We start from the raw sequence: 15,359 nt of genomic DNA, 5'->3' as shown, positions 1-15,359 counted from the left end.
TTTCCAACACCCCCCATTAAGTGCCTCACAGGGGGTGGACGTGTGGGCAGAACCCAAAAACCCAAGACGCCCACCCCGGTTTTGCCGTTATGCCCGAAACCGCTCAAGCACGCCGGCCGGATAATCCCGCTGGAACGGCAGATCCTTGCGGTGCGCATAGCCGATATAGCAATCGCAGCGTTGGTTTGGGCAGCCGCGAGGTCGCAGCTGGGCCGCAAAGCTGCCGTCGTATAGATTGCCCATCGGTTCGGCGACGAAATGGCAGCGCTTGACGTTGCCATCGCCATCCACCGACACCACGTTCTCGCCGGTGAAGCAGGGTGCGCCCAGGCTTGCCGAGGGTTCGAGGTTGAACAGGAAGTGCGGGTCCACGCGTTGCAGCTGCTGGATCTCGGCATCGCTGTAGTAACCGGCAGGGCGCTCGTCGTAGGCGTTGATCCACATCGGCACCCCGTTCGGTAGTTCGCCGCGCAGCAGCTGGATTTCCTCCAGATGCTCACGCATCGCCACCATGCCAACCGTGTAGCGCACGCCACGCTTGGCCAGTTCATTGCAGCGGGCGAGGAAGGCAGTGCGGGTCACCTGCCCCGGGTGATAGGTGCACCACAGCGCGAAGCTGTCGAGATTGACCTCGTCCAGCCAGCGCGTGGCTATGCACAGGTTGGTCTGGATAACCACGCGGCGGACATGCGGCATATGACTCAGCTGCACCATCGCATCGCGGTAGTGGCGGCGCACCAATCCCTCGCCCCACGGCGTGAACAGCACCGACAACTCCATCGTCTGCTGCTCCGCCCAGTCGACGAAGCGCGCAAGGTCTTCGGCGTCGCGGCGCAGGGCGGTGCGGGTGTCGTAGGTCTTGGCGAAGGGGCAGTACGGGCAGTCGTAGTTGCAACTGCTCAGCCGGCCGCGATAGAGGATGGAAAGATGCATGCGCGGCTCAATCCAACTGGTAGTCGCGCATGCGCTCGGCTACGCCGGCTGAGATCAGCCACGGACCGATGGTGTCGGCGCGGGCAAGCCCGGTGTCATTCAAGGCGACAAGTGCATCCTCGCGCGTGGCCAAGCCCTGCTGGAACAACTCATCCAGCTGCGGCAGGTCGTCGAAGCACTCCGTGCCGAAGCGCTCACGGTATTGCGCAAGATCCAAGCCCGGCTGCGCCAGCAGTGACTGGATGACGAAGCGGCGACGGCGCTCGTCCTCATCCAGCCGCACGCCGTAATCGATGCGGGCGAAAGAGGCCTCATCGCGTTCCAGGTAATGCGCAAGAATATCCGCCACCGAGCGGCGGCTGACGCCGTATTCGCTGGAGTAGTGCAGGCCGCTGGTATACGAGCGGGCGCCGCAGCCGATGCCGACCATGCCGTCGCTTTGGCAGCAATACGCCGGTCCACCGGAATCTGGCGCGTTCGCTGCGCGGAACATGCGCATCGAGACCTGCACATAGCCCGCGGCAAGAAGACGCTCGCGGCCGGCTTCATACAGGGCCAGGCGGTTGTCCACCGATTCGGGATGAATGACGAAAGAGCGCTTGCCGCCTTCCTTCGCACCGATGCGGTCCAACCCGGTATGCGGGCGCACGTACAGCGGGTAGAGGTAGAGCTCTTCCGGCTGGAATGCGAGGGCGCTGTCGATGGAAGTCAGGAAGCTGGCCACGGTCTGCCCGGCAATGCCGTAGATCAAATCCAAATTGAGCGTTGGAATGCCCGCCGCACGAATCTGCGCGATGGCTTCCTCGACCACCACGCGTTGCTGCGGACGCACCAGCGAGCGCACTTCCGCATCACTGAAGCTCTGGATGCCCATGCTGACGCGATCAATGCCGGCGTCGCGGCAGATCTTCATCTTCGCCGCGTCCACGGTTTCCGGCGACACCTCGATGCCAGCAGGAATCGAATGCAGGTCGATGTTGGCGTGGCGCTGCACGAAGTCGAACAGCCGCTGCAGCTGCGGCGCATCCAGATAGGTAGGCGTGCCGCCGCCCAGCGCGAAGCGCACGAAGCGGTGCTCGCCCAAGGCGTCGGCGGTTACCCGCAACTGCTTCTCCATCTGCGCCAGATAGGCTTCCACCTGTGCCGGCGCCGGCCGCGCCATTGCGAACAGATTGCAGAAGCCGCAGCGGTAGCTGCAGAACGGCACATGCAGGTACAGGAACAGCGCATCACGCGGCTCACTTGCCCAGGCATCGGCAAGCAGCGGCGGCTGGGTGATCGGCCGGTACGCGGACTTGTGCGGGTAGGAGTAGGAATAGGCCTGGTAGGGCTCGAGCCGCAGCAGCTCTGACAAACGATGGGCGGTCATGGGCTCAACACAAAATGCGCATAGGGGACGTTCATCACCGTCTCGTGGGCGAGACGGTGGCCGCGGAAGCCATCCTCGCCGTAAGCGGTGCCGTGGTCGGAACAGATGATCACGAAGGCTGGCCCACGCGCACGCAAGGCCGCGAACAACGCCGCCAACTCGCCATCAACGTAGCGCAGCGCGGCGCAGTGGCTGTCCAGTCCATCCGCGTCGCAGCCGGGCAGGTAATGCCGGTTCGGTTGGTGGATGGCCGAGACATTGATGAAAAGGAAACAGCGCTGCTCGCCCGCTGCCTCCAGGCGCTCGCAGGCCAGTGCTACCTGGCGCTCGGTGGAGTCGATCGCGGTCACGCCGAGCTCGGGCTGCCAGTGGCTTTCCTCGAACAGGCCCGGCAGTTGCGAGCCCAGCGCATTGCGGCGGTTGAAGAAGCCAACGCCGCCAATGCAGATGCTGCGGTAGCCCTGGTCACGGAAGCCGCCGACGATGTCGGCACGGCCGGAGAATACGAAGGTCTCCGGCACGATGGTCTCGCTGCCCTCAAACTCCAGTGCGAACAGGCGCGGATGCGGGCCCGGCTGCGCAGGCGTAGGCAGGAAGCCGGCAAAGAACGCCGAGTGCGCCGCATAGGTGAAGCTGCCCGGCGTATGCCGCAGCTCCCAGCCATCGGCCGGCAGGTGCGGCGCAAGCACCGGCAGCTCGCCGCGCTCGAAGCAGCGCTGGGCCGCATCGAAGCGCAGGGCGTCCAGGGTGATCATCACCACGTCATGGCTGCCGACGATGCGGTGCATGTCGGGCAAGCGGGTCTCAAGCATGGGCGTACTCGTTGATGGCAGAACGCGCAGGCGCCAACAGCGCCTGGTCTTCGTAGGTGGTGCGCCCGTCATGGCGCAGGTCCAGTAGCAGGTCGCCGAAGCCATTGGCTTCCAGCACCCAGCTACGCGTGCCGCGCACGATCAGGTCGAAGCCGATCATGCGGCTGGCGGGGAATGCAGCCGCGGCCTTCACCGAGGCAGCTTGCAGATGGCTGATGGCGTCGGCATCCAGCAGTGCTTCCAGTTGCGTGCGGGCATTACCCAGGTGCAGGTTGGTCAGCGCGCCCGCGCTCATCCGCGCCACTCGCTGCCGTGGCTGGCCATCGAGTGCGACCACGCGCACGTCATAGCGGCGGCCATCGCTGCCCGGTACGGTTGGCTTGGGAATCCAGCGCTCGATGTAGGCGCCCTGCTCGGCCAGCAGGTCCACCAATCGCGCGATATCGCCGTGCCGGTCGTAACGACGCTGGCGCAGCGAATTGAACACCCGCCAGCGGCCGTCCTGTTCGACCAGCTCCGCCGAGCCATAGGCCACCTCGCGTCCATCGCGGTTGCGCGCGTAAGCCAGTACGCCCGCGCCGGAAGAACCGTAGCGGGCCTTGATGAAGACGCGCTCGCAGGCCGCATCTTGCAGCCGCGCGCACATATCCTCGTAGCCGCTGATCGCACCGAACAAGGGCGGCACCGCCACGCCTGCATCGGCCAGCAGGTGCTGGCAGCAGAGCTTGTCCGACATGCAGGCAAGATCGGCCGGTGCATTGAGGTAATGCGGCCCTGCCGGAAGCGACGCCAGCACATCGGCAAAGCCGGCATACCAGAACTGCTGATGCACCAGCTCGCCATGCGCGGCAGGCAAAGGCGCATCACCCGCAGCGCCAGACAACTCCCAGCCACGCAGCACCAAGGCCTGATGCAGCGCAGGCGCTTCGCCGGGTGAATCCAGCTTGACGATGGCACCGGGCGTCTGCGCGAGTGCCTCAAGCAAGCGCGCAGGCTCGGCGAGCAGGGTTTCGTAATCGAACACATGCGTGGCAGGCGCGCCCTGATCGTGCAGGGCACGCTGCAGCCACCCGATACGGCGGCTGCCGCGCGGGCCGATCAACAGCCAATTGGCCATCTTCGCCTTACTCGGACACCGCCACGTAGCGGTCGCCGTCGTCTTCTTCTTCCGGATCGTCCAGCACCACCGTGCACGGCAGCGCCTGCAGCTTCTGCTGCCAGGCGGCGGAAATGTAGTGGTGGCTCAGGTCGATGCGCTGCAGGCTGCCCAAGTTCTGGCTCTCGCACAGCGCCTGCGCGCCGACATCGCCGATGGTGCCCAGCGACAGGTCCAGTGTCTGCAGCGTGCCCAACCACGGCTCACCGGCCAGCCAAACCGCCAGCTCGTCGCTGATCATGGCGTTGCGCAGGCCCAGGTAGTGCAGACGCTCCGGCCCGATCGCCAACAACAGGCGCTGGTAGACCGCCACATCGCCATCGAAGCCATAGCCATCATCGCCAAGCCACAGCTCAAGATGGCGCAGGGCCGGCAGCGTGGAGTTGGCGATGGCAATGACGATCTCGTTCGGCAGGCCACCGCTCTCGATCGCCAGTTCCTGCAGCGACGCGTGCGTGAAGGGCTGCAACTCAAGTTCGGAGGTGCCACGGATACGCAGCGACTCCAGGCGCGGGAAGGCTTCCAGCAGCGGGTTGTAGGAGATCTGGTTGATCCACGACATCTCGCAGTCTTCGTAGGTCATGTCGCCCACGAACAGCGCCTTCAGGTTGCCCAGCTCGGCACGGCGCGCAATCAGCCCATCGATCAGGCCCTGCGGGCCATCGCTGGAAGCCTCATCCCATGCCCCGATGACCAGCACTTCAATCGACTTTGGATCAACCTGCTCGAAGAAGTTGGCCAGCAGTTCCTCCTGGCTCTCGTCGCTGTCGTATTCCTGCATCAAGCGGTAAGCGACATCGCCGGCTACCGCCGAGCCACCCATCTTGAAGTCAACGACTTTCTTGCCACGATAAACCTGCGTGTATTCGCCAATGGTCACGGTACGTCCTTGCCGGAATGGGTGCCGTAGCATAACCGAGAGGATGCGGGTGCTGGCAGCAATGCATCACGTTAGATGGAAGGCGTAGAGCCTTCGCCATTCCGTAATCATGCTGTGCTAACGCAGCAAGCAAGCGCAAACAAGCAAGCAGAAGAACCAAGCGAAGCCAGCTCAGCCCCCTCCCTTGCGCACCGCGCAGGGGAGGGTTGGGGAGGGGGGCTCTTAGCAGTAATCCAGCAGATCAAGCACCCCCAGCTTCGCAGCTAAAGCAGCTCCCACAAAAAAAGAGCCAACCAGCAAACCAGCAGCTAAAAGCGAAGCCAGCTCAACCCCTCCCTTGCGCAAAGCGCAGGGGAGGGCCGGGGAGGGGTGCCCTTCGCAATAAACCAACACCTCAAACATCCCCAGCTTCGCAGCTAACGCAGCTCCCACAAAACCAAACAACCAGCTTCAGACCTACAACGAACTACAAACAGCCACATAGTTCCCCTGGCTGATATTCAAATACTTCACCCCGTTGTAGTACTTGTACCCAACCCCCATCACCCGATGCCCGCTCTCGGTAGGGAACACCACAAACTCATACTCATCCCCAAACAGCGGGTCAGCAGGCGTAAAGCTCAGATTGACCTTGTCACCAAGATCATCATGCTTCCGCTTCCAGGTCATCTTCCCCTGCAAGTCCTCGCCCAGCAGTTTCACCTGCGCCCGCTGCGTTTTGGTGTCCCAGGAGATCAACTCCGGACCAATCGAATCACCCTCGATCTTGCAGATGGTCGTCTGGGCAAAAGCCGGCGCAGCAACGCCCAGCAGAAGAAGGGGAGCCAAGTGAGATGGTTTGAATCGCATTGTGTAAGTCCAGTAGTTCGGGCCAGCGTTGCTCCGCAACGCCGTGCCGCGTTGTACCAGACGAACGCACCTGAACGCCATTGTCAGAACTGCTCAGCGCGCCCGAACAGTTAGGCTGACGCGCTCTGCACCGGCGACGTGCTCTCGTGCAATGACAGGCTTCTACATAAGTCCGCGAGCCTTCGCCTCTTTCACGATGTCCAGCATCACTCGAGGCGGGTGGACCTGCGCAAGGAATATCAGATGCTCTACCGCATTGAGCTTCCGCAAGTGGTCCAAGCGCCGCGGCCCTCCTAAGGCCAGCGCGGGCACAAAGCCAAACATTTCGTCTGGGCCGGGACGGCCGAGCAGCTTCACCGCGCGATCGAAGAGTGGCTTGTTATCCACGTCTTCCTCGTCGAGCTGTTTCTTGTCCCGAGAGGAAAACCAGCTTCTTAGCATGGAGTCGGCTTTCCCCAGCGCAATCTTTTCCGAGCTGTCAGTTGGGAAAATGCAAGAACTTGGAGCGTTGATAAGGATGCTTTGTCCAGTGCGCTCTCCCCAAGCATAAATATCGCCGAATGCGCTGTAGGCAAAGACATAATAACGATCCTTGCTGTACAGCTCGGTGCCGTGGATCCAGGCGCGCAGTACCCCCGCATATTTCCCGGGATCCACAAGCCAGAGCAGTCCATTGCCGTACCCGCCCCAGCCAAGTTTTCCCCAGTAGGTAAGCAGCGCGTCGGGCAGCCTTCCTCGATAGGCTTCAACGACTGAGGTCGGCACAGCTTCGCTGTCGATCTGTGGGCCGAACCCTTCGTTGTTGTAGAAGTAGTTGAACCTATCGTCTGGAAATTGCGTGGGCTTCATTTGGGGTGCGCTGTGATGTTGCCTCGGCTTTCAGGTTGGCGCCCTGCGGTCGAAGGAATTGGCACGGTCAAGTTGGGATGGGCTGAAGCGCCAGCAAGTTCAGCCAAGTCGCCCGCGCCGGCTCTACATAAGTCCGCGAGTCTTTGCCTCTTTCACGATGTCCAGCATCACTCGAGGCGGGTGGACCTGCGCCAGGAACATCAGATGCTCGACTGCATTGACCTTTTGCAGGTGGTCTAAGCGGCATGGTCCGCCTAAAGCCAGCGCAGGAACAAAGCCAAACATCTCGTCCGGACCTGGGCGGCCGAGCAGCTTTACGGCGCGCTCAAAGAGTGGCTTGTCGCCGTCGTCTTCCATATCGAACGCTTCCTTTTCACACACGATCAACCAGGTTTGAAGCAACAGATCGGCTTCACCTCGTGCCATGTCAGCAGACTTGTCTGAAGGGAAGATCATTGAGTACGGCGCATTGATATGCAGGCTTGGACCAGTGCGCTCGCCCCAAACGTGTAATTCGCCCAATGCTCCCCTGGCGAATACGTGATACCGATCTTTGCTGTAGAAATCGGTCGCGTGTATCCATGCATTGAGAACGTCAGCGTATTCGCGCGGGTCCACCAACCACAGCAATCCATTACCAAAGCCAGCCCAGCCCATCGCCTTCCAGTAGGCCAGCAGTGCGTCGGGCAACTTGCCACGATATGCCTCCACGATGGATTCTGGCACGGGCGTGCTGTCTATCTGCGGCCCAAAACCTTCGTGGTTATAGAAGTAGTCGAAGCTCTCATCCAGTATCGGGCTCATTATTTGCAGCGCTCCATTTTCCCGTTCATCTTACTGCTGGCCCGCTCTGCGTGAGGGACTTCATTGGCGGCTTGGTCGAGCTGTTGTATCCGTGAGACTTCGTCCTTCTTCTTCTGGCTCCACTGCCTGCCAATGGTGGTGTTGACCTCACCGTCTCCAAAGTCCGCAATTATGTCCTTTCCACCAGCGACCATATCGGGATTGTGCAAGGCGTTGAGGGTCTTCATGGTTTCCGCGGTCTCTGCTTTGGCCAGCCGTCTCGCCTCAACCGGTGGAGTGCCCTGAGATGTGTGATGCTTGGATCTCTCTGACGTGAGATCGCGGGCGTAGGCTCTTCGAGCCGCTCTCGCAACCTTTTGATCCCTGTTATTGGGGTCAAATGCAGCCCGCCCATCCAGATACTCCTGCACGGTCATGTCGTTCAGGCCTTGCTGCTGCCCCTGCAACTGCCTATCCATCTCAGGGTACTTGTCCGCAGGTAGCTTTTGCGTGCTGAAGCACGGAAGCTTCTTCTCCGGCATTCGCTTGGGCGTCACTACTGTGACTACTTCACGCTTTGCGTCGGGCTGGCGATTGCTGTCGGCCTGTCGCCGTTTGCGAGCGCGTAGCGCTTTGGTCAGCGCCTTGAAAGCATCCTCAAGTTTCTCCAGCAGCATGAACAGTTTCTGGCCGACGCGGGCGGCCATCGTGCCGGCCTTCGCCGCGGCATAGCCTATTCCGCCGGCACCACCTGCTTCGATGGTGACGGCTGCAAGCACCACCGAAACCAACATGTCGATGGCAATCTGGCTGCCAAACCGGGATTTGAGGTTTTCGGCTTCATCCGGCGGGATGGCTGCCCACCAGTCCTCGGCGAACTGGGGCAGCATGCTGACGATTGCAGGGTCATCGATCAGCAGGTTGAACATCTCCTTCATTTCACTGGCGGCTGCCATGACCTGCTTGCCTTGAGCGCGGTACTCAGCAATCTTGCGATCAAGGCCAGCGCGGTCACCGGTCAGCAACAGCATCTTCCATTCACGTAGCTCGGCGTCGGTCTTGTAGTAGAGAACCGCCAGCTGCCAGACGGCCTCAGCCGTCCCGCTCACATAGTCCCACCCGCCTTGAACTGCGCCGAGACCTTGGTTGCCAAGTTTCAGCGCGGCGCGCGTGAAGTATCCGGAATCGTTCCACTGCGTCCACTCAGCGGCGAAGTCCGTTCTCGTCTGTGCAACGATTGCATCCAGCGCCTGCTTGATCTGCTCCCTTGCGCTGAGGATGTCAGCGTTGTCGCTGTCATCCAGATCGTGCTGGTAGAGCACCTGGATGGGACCGACAGAGACATTGCCCAGCACGGCCTTGCCGGCATCGTTCAAGTTGCCTGAGCGAATACTGTCGTCGGCCAGCATCACCCGATAGCTCGCACCGCGTACCGGTGTCTGGTCCAGATCGTTGTAGTGGTAGTGCAGGGTCAGGTCTTCGGCCTGTGGAGCCGACGCCTGGGCAAAGCTCTTGCTTGCTGATGTAGGCGTCGCCCGCAGAACGCTGGTTGCCGCAAGTGGCAGTGGACCCGCCGCGCTTGCCGAGGAGACCCCTTGGTCCACGTAAACCAGGTTCTGCTTCCCAGCCAACAGGCGGCAGCCGCAAGCGAGGCTATCGCCTTGGCGTGCCACGGGCTGACCATCGATGACGATGCTGGCGTCACCGGTGATGATCGGAAAGATGCCCTTGTGCAGGGTGGGGCAGGTGGCTTTGTCGCCGATGCGTGCGACCGGCTTGCCTTCAATATCCGTTGCAGGCGAGCCGGTAATTACACTGCCGCCGCCCGTGGTGGCATCGCCCACCACAATCCATGTTCTTGCCATCCATCGGTCCTCCTTGGACGTCAGGTAACAAGTCTAAAGGCGGTTGGACAGGGTCAATTTTCTTTCCAGACGATTCCTATCTATCGAGCGGGAAGGCACACGTTGCCGGGTATTCGACAACGAAGCACTGCGCGTTAGTTCGTCTGTTGTTGCTGACCATCAACCAGCCAGATACGCATCCGTAGCAACAACCCGCCCATACCCAAACTCAAACGACGCCATTATCGCTGCATGCACCTGCGCAGCCGGCGCCACAACGCCGTTGAACGCCAGGTCACGCGTAGCGCAGGCGTCGTGCAGCACGGTGACCGCATAGCCCATATCGGCCGACGCACGCACCACTGCATCCACGCACATATGGCTCATCGCACCAATCACCACCACGTCCTCGATACCGCGCGCCTCAAGTTGCTGCTTCAGATCGGTATCGCGGAACGAATTGACGTGGTTCTTGACGATCACCGGCTCATCGCCGATGGGCGCGACAGCGGCCATGATCCGCACCCCGTCCGAGCCCGGCACGAAGATCGGTGCATCACTGCTGGCGGATTCATGGCGGACATGCAGTACCGGTACGCCCTTGGTCCGCGCATCGGAAATCACACGCAGCGCATTGGCGGTGGCGGCGTCAATGCCCACCAAGGGCAGCTTGCCGGTGGCAAGGTATTCATTCTGAAGATCGACGACGATAATGGCGCGCTTGCTCATGTACGGCTCCCTGATGGGTGGTTGAATGGTGTGGGAGAAGTCTCCGCGACCGGCCTGCCACCACGAAGAGGCGCTACCGACATTCTTGAGGGCTGTACCGACAGATGCGCACCGACGGTCACATCCAAGTGGGAATCTTGCTGTATCCCGGCGCGCAGCTGGCGGCGGTGCTCGGCCTGACTGATCTGTTCGCCCTGGCCGTCCGGCTCGCCAGTGAACGCGCAGCACCCGCCGCCCCCGAACTGCAGGTCACGCATTGGCGCATCGAAGCGCCCGGCCAAGCGCCGCAGGCCGTCTACAGCTCAAGCCAGCCGCCAAGCGGCACACCACAGGTAATGATCCTGCCGCCCAGCATGCAGGCGCCTATTTCCACCGAAGCTGCCGCGCCCTATCTGGGCTGGCTGCGCGTATTGCACGACGACGGCACCACGCTCGCATCCGTCTGCGCCGGCGCATTCCTGCTGGCCGAAACCGGGCGCTTGGCCGGCCGCACCATCACCACCAACTGGCAATACGCCGAACTGCTGGCCGCACGCTTTCCGGACGTGACGCTGGATGTGGACCAGATGCTCATCGACGGCGGCGACATCTTCAGCGCAGGCGGCGCCATGGCCTGGACCGACCTCGGCCTGCGGCTGGTGGACCGTTACCTCGGCGCCGCGGTGATGCTGGATGTCGCACGCACGCTGTTGATCGATCCACCCGGCCGCCAACAGCGCTACTACAGCAGTTTCTCGCCACGCATGACGCACGGCGACGCCGCAGTGCTGGCCGTGCAGCAATGGCTGCACGACACCCACGCCAAGCAGGTTGCATCCGCCGAGCTCGCACAACGTGCAGGGCTGGAAGAGCGCACCTTCCTGCGCCGCTTCCAGAAGGCCACCGGCATGACCGCCACCGAATACTGCCAGCGCGTACGCGTGGCCCGCGCTCGGGAGATGCTGCAGACCAGTAACGTGCCGCTGGAGCGGATTGCCTGGGACGTGGGTTACAGCGACCCGGGCTCATTCCGGAAGGTGTTCAGCCGGATTGTGGGGTTGTCGCCGGGGGAGTATCGGAGGCGGTTTGGTGGGCTTTGATTGAACAGTGGTGAGCAGAGAAACGCTGCTCTATTCTTGATGCTCTTGGCAGTAGCCTACTTTTGCTCCTCCGACAGCTTTCGGCCGGAAGCGGATGATGGGGCGGAAATCATTGAATTCCAGAAGTGGACCTAAACCCGTACATACAGCCTTTTGCGTATCCCGGAAGCATCTAGCTCAGTCGAGCACGTACGCTTCATCAAAATCCGGATCAACTTCGAAGGAGTCTCGTAAGAAGCGAATCTCCCCCATATCCAGCGGCAGAGCATCGAGTATTGCAAGGGACTTATTGATTTCCGAGCACTGCTGAGCACTTAGAAAGAGCCGACGATCATAGAGCCAGTTCATCGAAGCGTGATAGTTATCAGCTGAGGCAGATGCGAGTGCTCTTACATGGTCTTCGATCTCCTTTCGACTTTGTATAGGCCTGATAGCAGGGACGATATCAACAGTCCGGTCCTCTGACACAACGATTGCGAGCCTGCGTGCGCTTTGAGAGCGAACGTAGCGAACTGCCGAGTTGAATCGAGAACCCCTTGAGGGCAAGCAGCGATCATTGGCCACGCCGTCAAGAATTACGCCAATGGCGTGGCAGTAACCGAGTGGATCGATCAAGATCGACCCGTCAATGGAGCTGGCTTGGCGCAGAAGCTCTGCAGATAGCTTCGTAGGCTCAATCCTAGTCCCTTGGACTTCCAGGCGAGAAGCCTCTGCCTCGGCATCTTCTGCAACGACAATCATGCTACCCAATCCATGATGCGCGGCGGCGTTGAAGAGCGTCCAGAAATACTCTCGCGAATCACCGGTTGAGGATTGGAAAATTGTGGCCAAGTTAAAAAGGAACGCTCGCTTGTCGACTAGCTCACTGGGGAGGACGGGCATTCCGTACGAGCTCCTCAGCAGGACGCGGTCTCCGCACCGCAGAATCCAGGTGTAGTGATCGAGAAAGTCAACCGTGAAGATCGTTTCATCGTCTGGATCACGAGACGGCCGTAGTCTTCCAAGTCCATACACGAACTTCGCATCGGCGACTAATGCGGCTTCGGGTCCGGCCAGTTGAAGCACCTTCCGAGTCCACCGGGAGTCGCTTAGCTTAACTGGATGCCGGAACAGAAGTAAATGCTCTATATCGGAATGATTGGGATCAGCGAGCAGTATTCGCCCTACGCCCCTGTCTCCTTCATAGAGTAACGACGATATCAAGTTGAGGCGCTCAAAAAGATCTGAGTCCACATAGTGGGAGGATATAGCGCGCCCCGGTGAATGCATGAACGATCTTGCTGAAAGACGTGCAATCTCGTCAGCATTCCTCATCTTTCCAAGAAGATTTCGGCCAGGATCTTGTTCCTGTAGCGCGCCACTAGCCTCCTCCAATACGACCGATATCGCAGCATGTATCAGGCTACGTGGACCACGGCCCCGATCAAATTCACCTTTCGGGATGTTCTCTTTCAATGGCGGAAACTTGCGAAAAATGGCGGCCGGAACTTGAATTGCAGTTGCAACGTAGAAGTCTTCCACGGGCCTTGCACTTCCGACGAACGAGATGACTTCGTGAGCTTTATCATACGGCTCAAGTGCCGTCCGCACCGATGCTGTAACCGCATCGCGCCGCATCCATTCCGGCTTGTCGCGCATGCTAGCTTCGTCACTGTAGAAAACCTTCTGAAGTCGGTGATTTGAGTAGTTGTCTTCTACGCGATCAGCAACTCCATTGAAGATACTTAGTGGCCACTGCCCATCTTCAGGCTCCACACAGACAGCATTGATATTACTGCTCTCTGGCCGGCGCACGCCAACCAGCAATACCTGCGCTTCTACAGGTGCGCCGAGCAACTTCAGGACCTCGCACGCGACATGCTGGACAGTTGCACGGAAGTGAGGCTGATAGCCCCACATAAAAAGCGATATCGTGTGACGGGCCATACTCAGCGCTCCTCAGTCCAGCACCATGTATTCTATCGCCTCACCTAGCGCCTTCAAAGCTACCTCGCATCTCTTCCACTTCGCTGACACGGCTGCATTTGTAATCGAGGTGAATAGCACTGACTGAAATGGATACCCCACTGAGCGGGCTAAGCATCGGTAGCTACCATAGAGCCACACATATTCGAACTCACACCGACGAACACTGACGGAACTGCGGCATCGCAATCAAAAGCGAAGTGCATTGACTAGCTGTCGGCGATCTTGGTGGTTGCTAACGGGAAGGCCCAAGCTATTTTCGTTGGCGACGGCTTCGAGCAACTTGTCTAGTTCATTTGAAAGGATCAGCAAAGCATCAAATTTTTCCTTGCTGTCAAAAATACGTCGCGTGCCATCGGGTACATCCAATAGCTTGGCGTCCTGGGGATTCCGATAGAGGTAGTCGAGGTGGCGCTGAGTTTCCGCCAGGATGGCGAGCTCATAAGCGTAACCTGCTCGGAGCGCAGCAATGTCGGCATGAAACATCACTGCGGCGAGATCAAAACTGGGCAGTGCGATGTCGCTATCCGCATCAGCTTTGATGTTCTTGACCAATCGGATAGCCTTCCTAAGTGAACCGAAAGCAAGTGTGTCCCGATCCGATACTTCTTTGATGTGCTTGAACGGATAATTGGTCAGTGTGGAATTGGCTCTCTTGTCCAAGATGATGACCCCGCGATCATGCAGTTCGCCAGTCCTTTGATAGGCGGCAGTCTCATACCAATGCGAAGGCACAACGTCGACTGATCGAGCAAGTGAGCCTCCTGATATTTTGATTGCTTTGCTTCCAGAGGTATCGACAATCGCGGCCGGAAACGCCTTGCGTAGAGCCGGCTCCTCTTCGTTTCTGAGCGCGGTCAGCTCTTGGAGTGAAGTTCTGGAGGAAGGATTGTAGGCACCAGCTAGCGCGCGAATGCCGTAGGTATCATAGTTATAGAACTGGTCCGTGATCAGTGTCAGCAGGTCGACATCGCTGACCCCTCGAATGTGCACGTTGAGCGCGACCGAACCTTGAAGACGGAACTCCAAACTGAATCCGTCAATACGCTTCTTTAGCTGATTCGCAACGCGCATGGCCGTCTCTGTACTGATTCGCGTGTAATCTGCGTCGACCTCTTGCATTGCACCCAGCGCGTAGCGCGTATGGGGCTTGTTAGATGCCTTAGTTTCCCAGGGCTCTTGGCGCGCAATCTTCGCCAGGTACTGCGCAAGTGCGGCTTCATCTTGCACTAGAAGCTGCAACCGATCATCGCCGCGGCGCCTTGATTTCAGTGCGGAGATACGCTCATCAATATTCTTTGTCATTAGTTCCTCCTGAGGGCGAGGGTACCCGATGAGTGGCGGCCATCGCCGGTGAAGTAGTCCCCACTGCCACTTCGCAGGTCTTTGGCAAACACAATCTTTGCAAAGCCACGATGAGAGCTAAGCTCGGTTTGTCCAGCTTTTGGCTCATTGCGATAGCTGTACACCAGAACAAACCCTTCGACCGGGTCGCACGCTACTCCAGCAACATCACTATTGGACTTTGACAGGCCGGCATCGAGGTGGATGCGTACTTTGTCCCAATCTTGCGTAATCGTCATCGTCCCGTGCCAATCAACGGCAAGTGAATCGGAGCGTGAAAAAGGTTGGCCTTCGCAGGCCCAGGTGCCCGAAAGATCGGCGACCTTTAACCAACGCATGACGACCGGAACGCGCCAGATCCATCGACGAAAGATCAGATAGAGAGCTGCATACACGGTCCCTGCACCGAGCAAGGAGAGAACAACGGGCGGCAAGTTCGCGCTGAGACCCAAGCCCTTGGCAATATCAACTGCTTGGAGAAGAGCCCAAACCAACAGGCCTGAAACGATGGAGGCCGTTCTAGCCAAATACTTACCAATCTGGGCTCGGTTCACACCACCGAGCACTACATACTCATGATCCATTTGAATTCCCCCACTGTGTCTCCTCGCATTTTAGTGAGAAATGATCTCAGTAAATGAGACTAGCCGCAGATTGCTAGATCAAGAAGAGTTAAATTGTTGATATAAAAGAGAAGTTCTAATTGGCGCAAGAATCTTTTCCAACCCAAGAATGCATAGTCTGTGTGGCTTAGGCCGCACCACGCA

Annotated in this window: 14 protein-coding genes; 1 reads left to right on the top strand and 13 read right to left on the bottom strand. The window is 59.5% G+C overall.

Annotated features, from left to right (window positions below; genetic code table 11):
- Nucleotides 1–87: 87 nt before the first annotated feature.
- From ACVOLR_RS16465 to ACVOLR_RS16420, 10 genes are all read right to left on the bottom strand, one after another.
- Complete coding sequence (locus tag ACVOLR_RS16465; RefSeq protein ID WP_481537397.1) at nt 88–933, bottom strand: STM4011 family radical SAM protein; 846 nt, start codon at nt 931–933, stop codon at nt 88–90.
- 7 nt (nt 934–940) lie between these two features.
- Entirely contained in the window at nt 941–2,302 is a 1,362-nt protein-coding gene (locus ACVOLR_RS16460; RefSeq protein ID WP_481537396.1) for an STM4012 family radical SAM protein, read from the bottom strand.
- Nucleotides 2,299–3,114, bottom strand: coding sequence for an STM4013/SEN3800 family hydrolase (locus ACVOLR_RS16455; protein ID WP_481537395.1), 816 nt, complete (start codon nt 3,112–3,114; stop codon nt 2,299–2,301). Before ACVOLR_RS16455 ends, ACVOLR_RS16460 begins: the two co-directional genes overlap by 4 nt.
- Entirely contained in the window at nt 3,107–4,216 is a 1,110-nt protein-coding gene (locus ACVOLR_RS16450; protein WP_481537398.1) for an STM4014 family protein, read from the bottom strand. Before ACVOLR_RS16450 ends, ACVOLR_RS16455 begins: the two co-directional genes overlap by 8 nt.
- 22 nt (nt 4,217–4,238) lie before the next feature.
- Nucleotides 4,239–5,150 carry an STM4015 family protein gene (locus tag ACVOLR_RS16445; RefSeq protein ID WP_481537394.1) on the bottom strand — a complete coding sequence of 304 codons (912 nt, stop codon included), beginning with the start codon at nt 5,148–5,150 and terminating at the stop codon, nt 4,239–4,241.
- A 456-nt stretch (nt 5,151–5,606) separates the two neighbouring features.
- Nucleotides 5,607–5,999: a hypothetical protein gene (locus ACVOLR_RS16440; RefSeq protein ID WP_481537393.1), complete on the bottom strand. Its 393-nt coding sequence runs from the start codon at nt 5,997–5,999 to the stop codon at nt 5,607–5,609.
- 162 nt (nt 6,000–6,161) lie between these two features.
- On the bottom strand, nt 6,162–6,848 hold the full coding sequence (locus tag ACVOLR_RS16435; protein WP_481537392.1) for a GAD-like domain-containing protein: 687 nt from the start codon (nt 6,846–6,848) through the stop codon (nt 6,162–6,164).
- A gap of 123 nt (nt 6,849–6,971) precedes the next feature.
- Nucleotides 6,972–7,652: a GAD-like domain-containing protein gene (locus tag ACVOLR_RS16430; protein ID WP_481537391.1), complete on the bottom strand. Its 681-nt coding sequence runs from the start codon at nt 7,650–7,652 to the stop codon at nt 6,972–6,974.
- On the bottom strand, nt 7,652–9,496 hold the full coding sequence (locus ACVOLR_RS16425; protein WP_481537390.1) for a PAAR domain-containing protein: 1,845 nt from the start codon (nt 9,494–9,496) through the stop codon (nt 7,652–7,654). Before ACVOLR_RS16425 ends, ACVOLR_RS16430 begins: the two co-directional genes overlap by 1 nt.
- A 159-nt stretch (nt 9,497–9,655) precedes the next feature.
- Nucleotides 9,656–10,204 carry a cysteine hydrolase family protein gene (locus ACVOLR_RS16420; protein WP_481537389.1) on the bottom strand — a complete coding sequence of 183 codons (549 nt, stop codon included), beginning with the start codon at nt 10,202–10,204 and terminating at the stop codon, nt 9,656–9,658.
- A gap of 128 nt (nt 10,205–10,332) precedes the next feature.
- On the opposite strand from ACVOLR_RS16420, the gene ACVOLR_RS16415 reads away from it, so the two are divergent.
- The gene (locus ACVOLR_RS16415) at nt 10,333–11,283 is read left to right on the top strand and encodes a GlxA family transcriptional regulator (RefSeq protein ID WP_481537388.1); all 951 of its coding nucleotides are present in this window, start codon (nt 10,333–10,335) and stop codon (nt 11,281–11,283) included.
- 177 nt (nt 11,284–11,460) lie between these two features.
- Here the strand turns inward: ACVOLR_RS16415 and ACVOLR_RS16410 are convergent, their stop codons facing one another.
- From ACVOLR_RS16410 to ACVOLR_RS16400, 3 genes are all read right to left on the bottom strand, one after another.
- Complete coding sequence (locus ACVOLR_RS16410) at nt 11,461–13,209, bottom strand: diadenylate cyclase (RefSeq protein WP_481537387.1); 1,749 nt, start codon at nt 13,207–13,209, stop codon at nt 11,461–11,463.
- A gap of 228 nt (nt 13,210–13,437) precedes the next feature.
- Entirely contained in the window at nt 13,438–14,553 is a 1,116-nt protein-coding gene (locus ACVOLR_RS16405) for a nucleotidyltransferase family protein (RefSeq protein ID WP_481537386.1), read from the bottom strand.
- Nucleotides 14,553–15,176 (bottom strand): Cap15 family cyclic dinucleotide receptor domain-containing protein, encoded by a 624-nt coding sequence (locus tag ACVOLR_RS16400; protein WP_481537385.1) that lies wholly within the window; start codon nt 15,174–15,176, stop codon nt 14,553–14,555. Before ACVOLR_RS16400 ends, ACVOLR_RS16405 begins: the two co-directional genes overlap by 1 nt.
- Between the last annotated feature and the right edge of the window lie 183 nt (nt 15,177–15,359).

This window comes from Stenotrophomonas sp. STEN030 (assembly GCF_056759995.1).
Note: the sequence above shows the minus strand (reverse complement) of the source record. Positions and strands in the feature narration are given on the sequence as shown.

Excerpts from the sequence above, each read along its gene's own strand:
- ACVOLR_RS16465 (WP_481537397.1), bottom strand. The coding sequence starts at position 933 with ATGCATCTTTCCATCCTCTATCGCGGCCGGCTGAGCAGTTGCAACTAC.
- ACVOLR_RS16460 (WP_481537396.1), bottom strand. The coding sequence starts at position 2,302 with ATGACCGCCCATCGTTTGTCAGAGCTGCTGCGGCTCGAGCCCTACCAG.
- ACVOLR_RS16455 (WP_481537395.1), bottom strand. The coding sequence starts at position 3,114 with ATGCTTGAGACCCGCTTGCCCGACATGCACCGCATCGTCGGCAGCCAT.
- ACVOLR_RS16440 (WP_481537393.1), bottom strand. The coding sequence starts at position 5,999 with ATGCGATTCAAACCATCTCACTTGGCTCCCCTTCTTCTGCTGGGCGTT.
- ACVOLR_RS16435 (WP_481537392.1), bottom strand. The coding sequence starts at position 6,848 with ATGAAGCCCACGCAATTTCCAGACGATAGGTTCAACTACTTCTACAAC.
- ACVOLR_RS16430 (WP_481537391.1), bottom strand. The coding sequence starts at position 7,652 with ATGAGCCCGATACTGGATGAGAGCTTCGACTACTTCTATAACCACGAA.
- ACVOLR_RS16425 (WP_481537390.1), bottom strand. The coding sequence starts at position 9,496 with ATGGCAAGAACATGGATTGTGGTGGGCGATGCCACCACGGGCGGCGGC.
- ACVOLR_RS16420 (WP_481537389.1), bottom strand. The coding sequence starts at position 10,204 with ATGAGCAAGCGCGCCATTATCGTCGTCGATCTTCAGAATGAATACCTT.
- ACVOLR_RS16410 (WP_481537387.1), bottom strand. The coding sequence starts at position 13,209 with ATGGCCCGTCACACGATATCGCTTTTTATGTGGGGCTATCAGCCTCAC.
- ACVOLR_RS16405 (WP_481537386.1), bottom strand. The coding sequence starts at position 14,553 with ATGACAAAGAATATTGATGAGCGTATCTCCGCACTGAAATCAAGGCGC.
- ACVOLR_RS16400 (WP_481537385.1), bottom strand. The coding sequence starts at position 15,176 with ATGGATCATGAGTATGTAGTGCTCGGTGGTGTGAACCGAGCCCAGATT.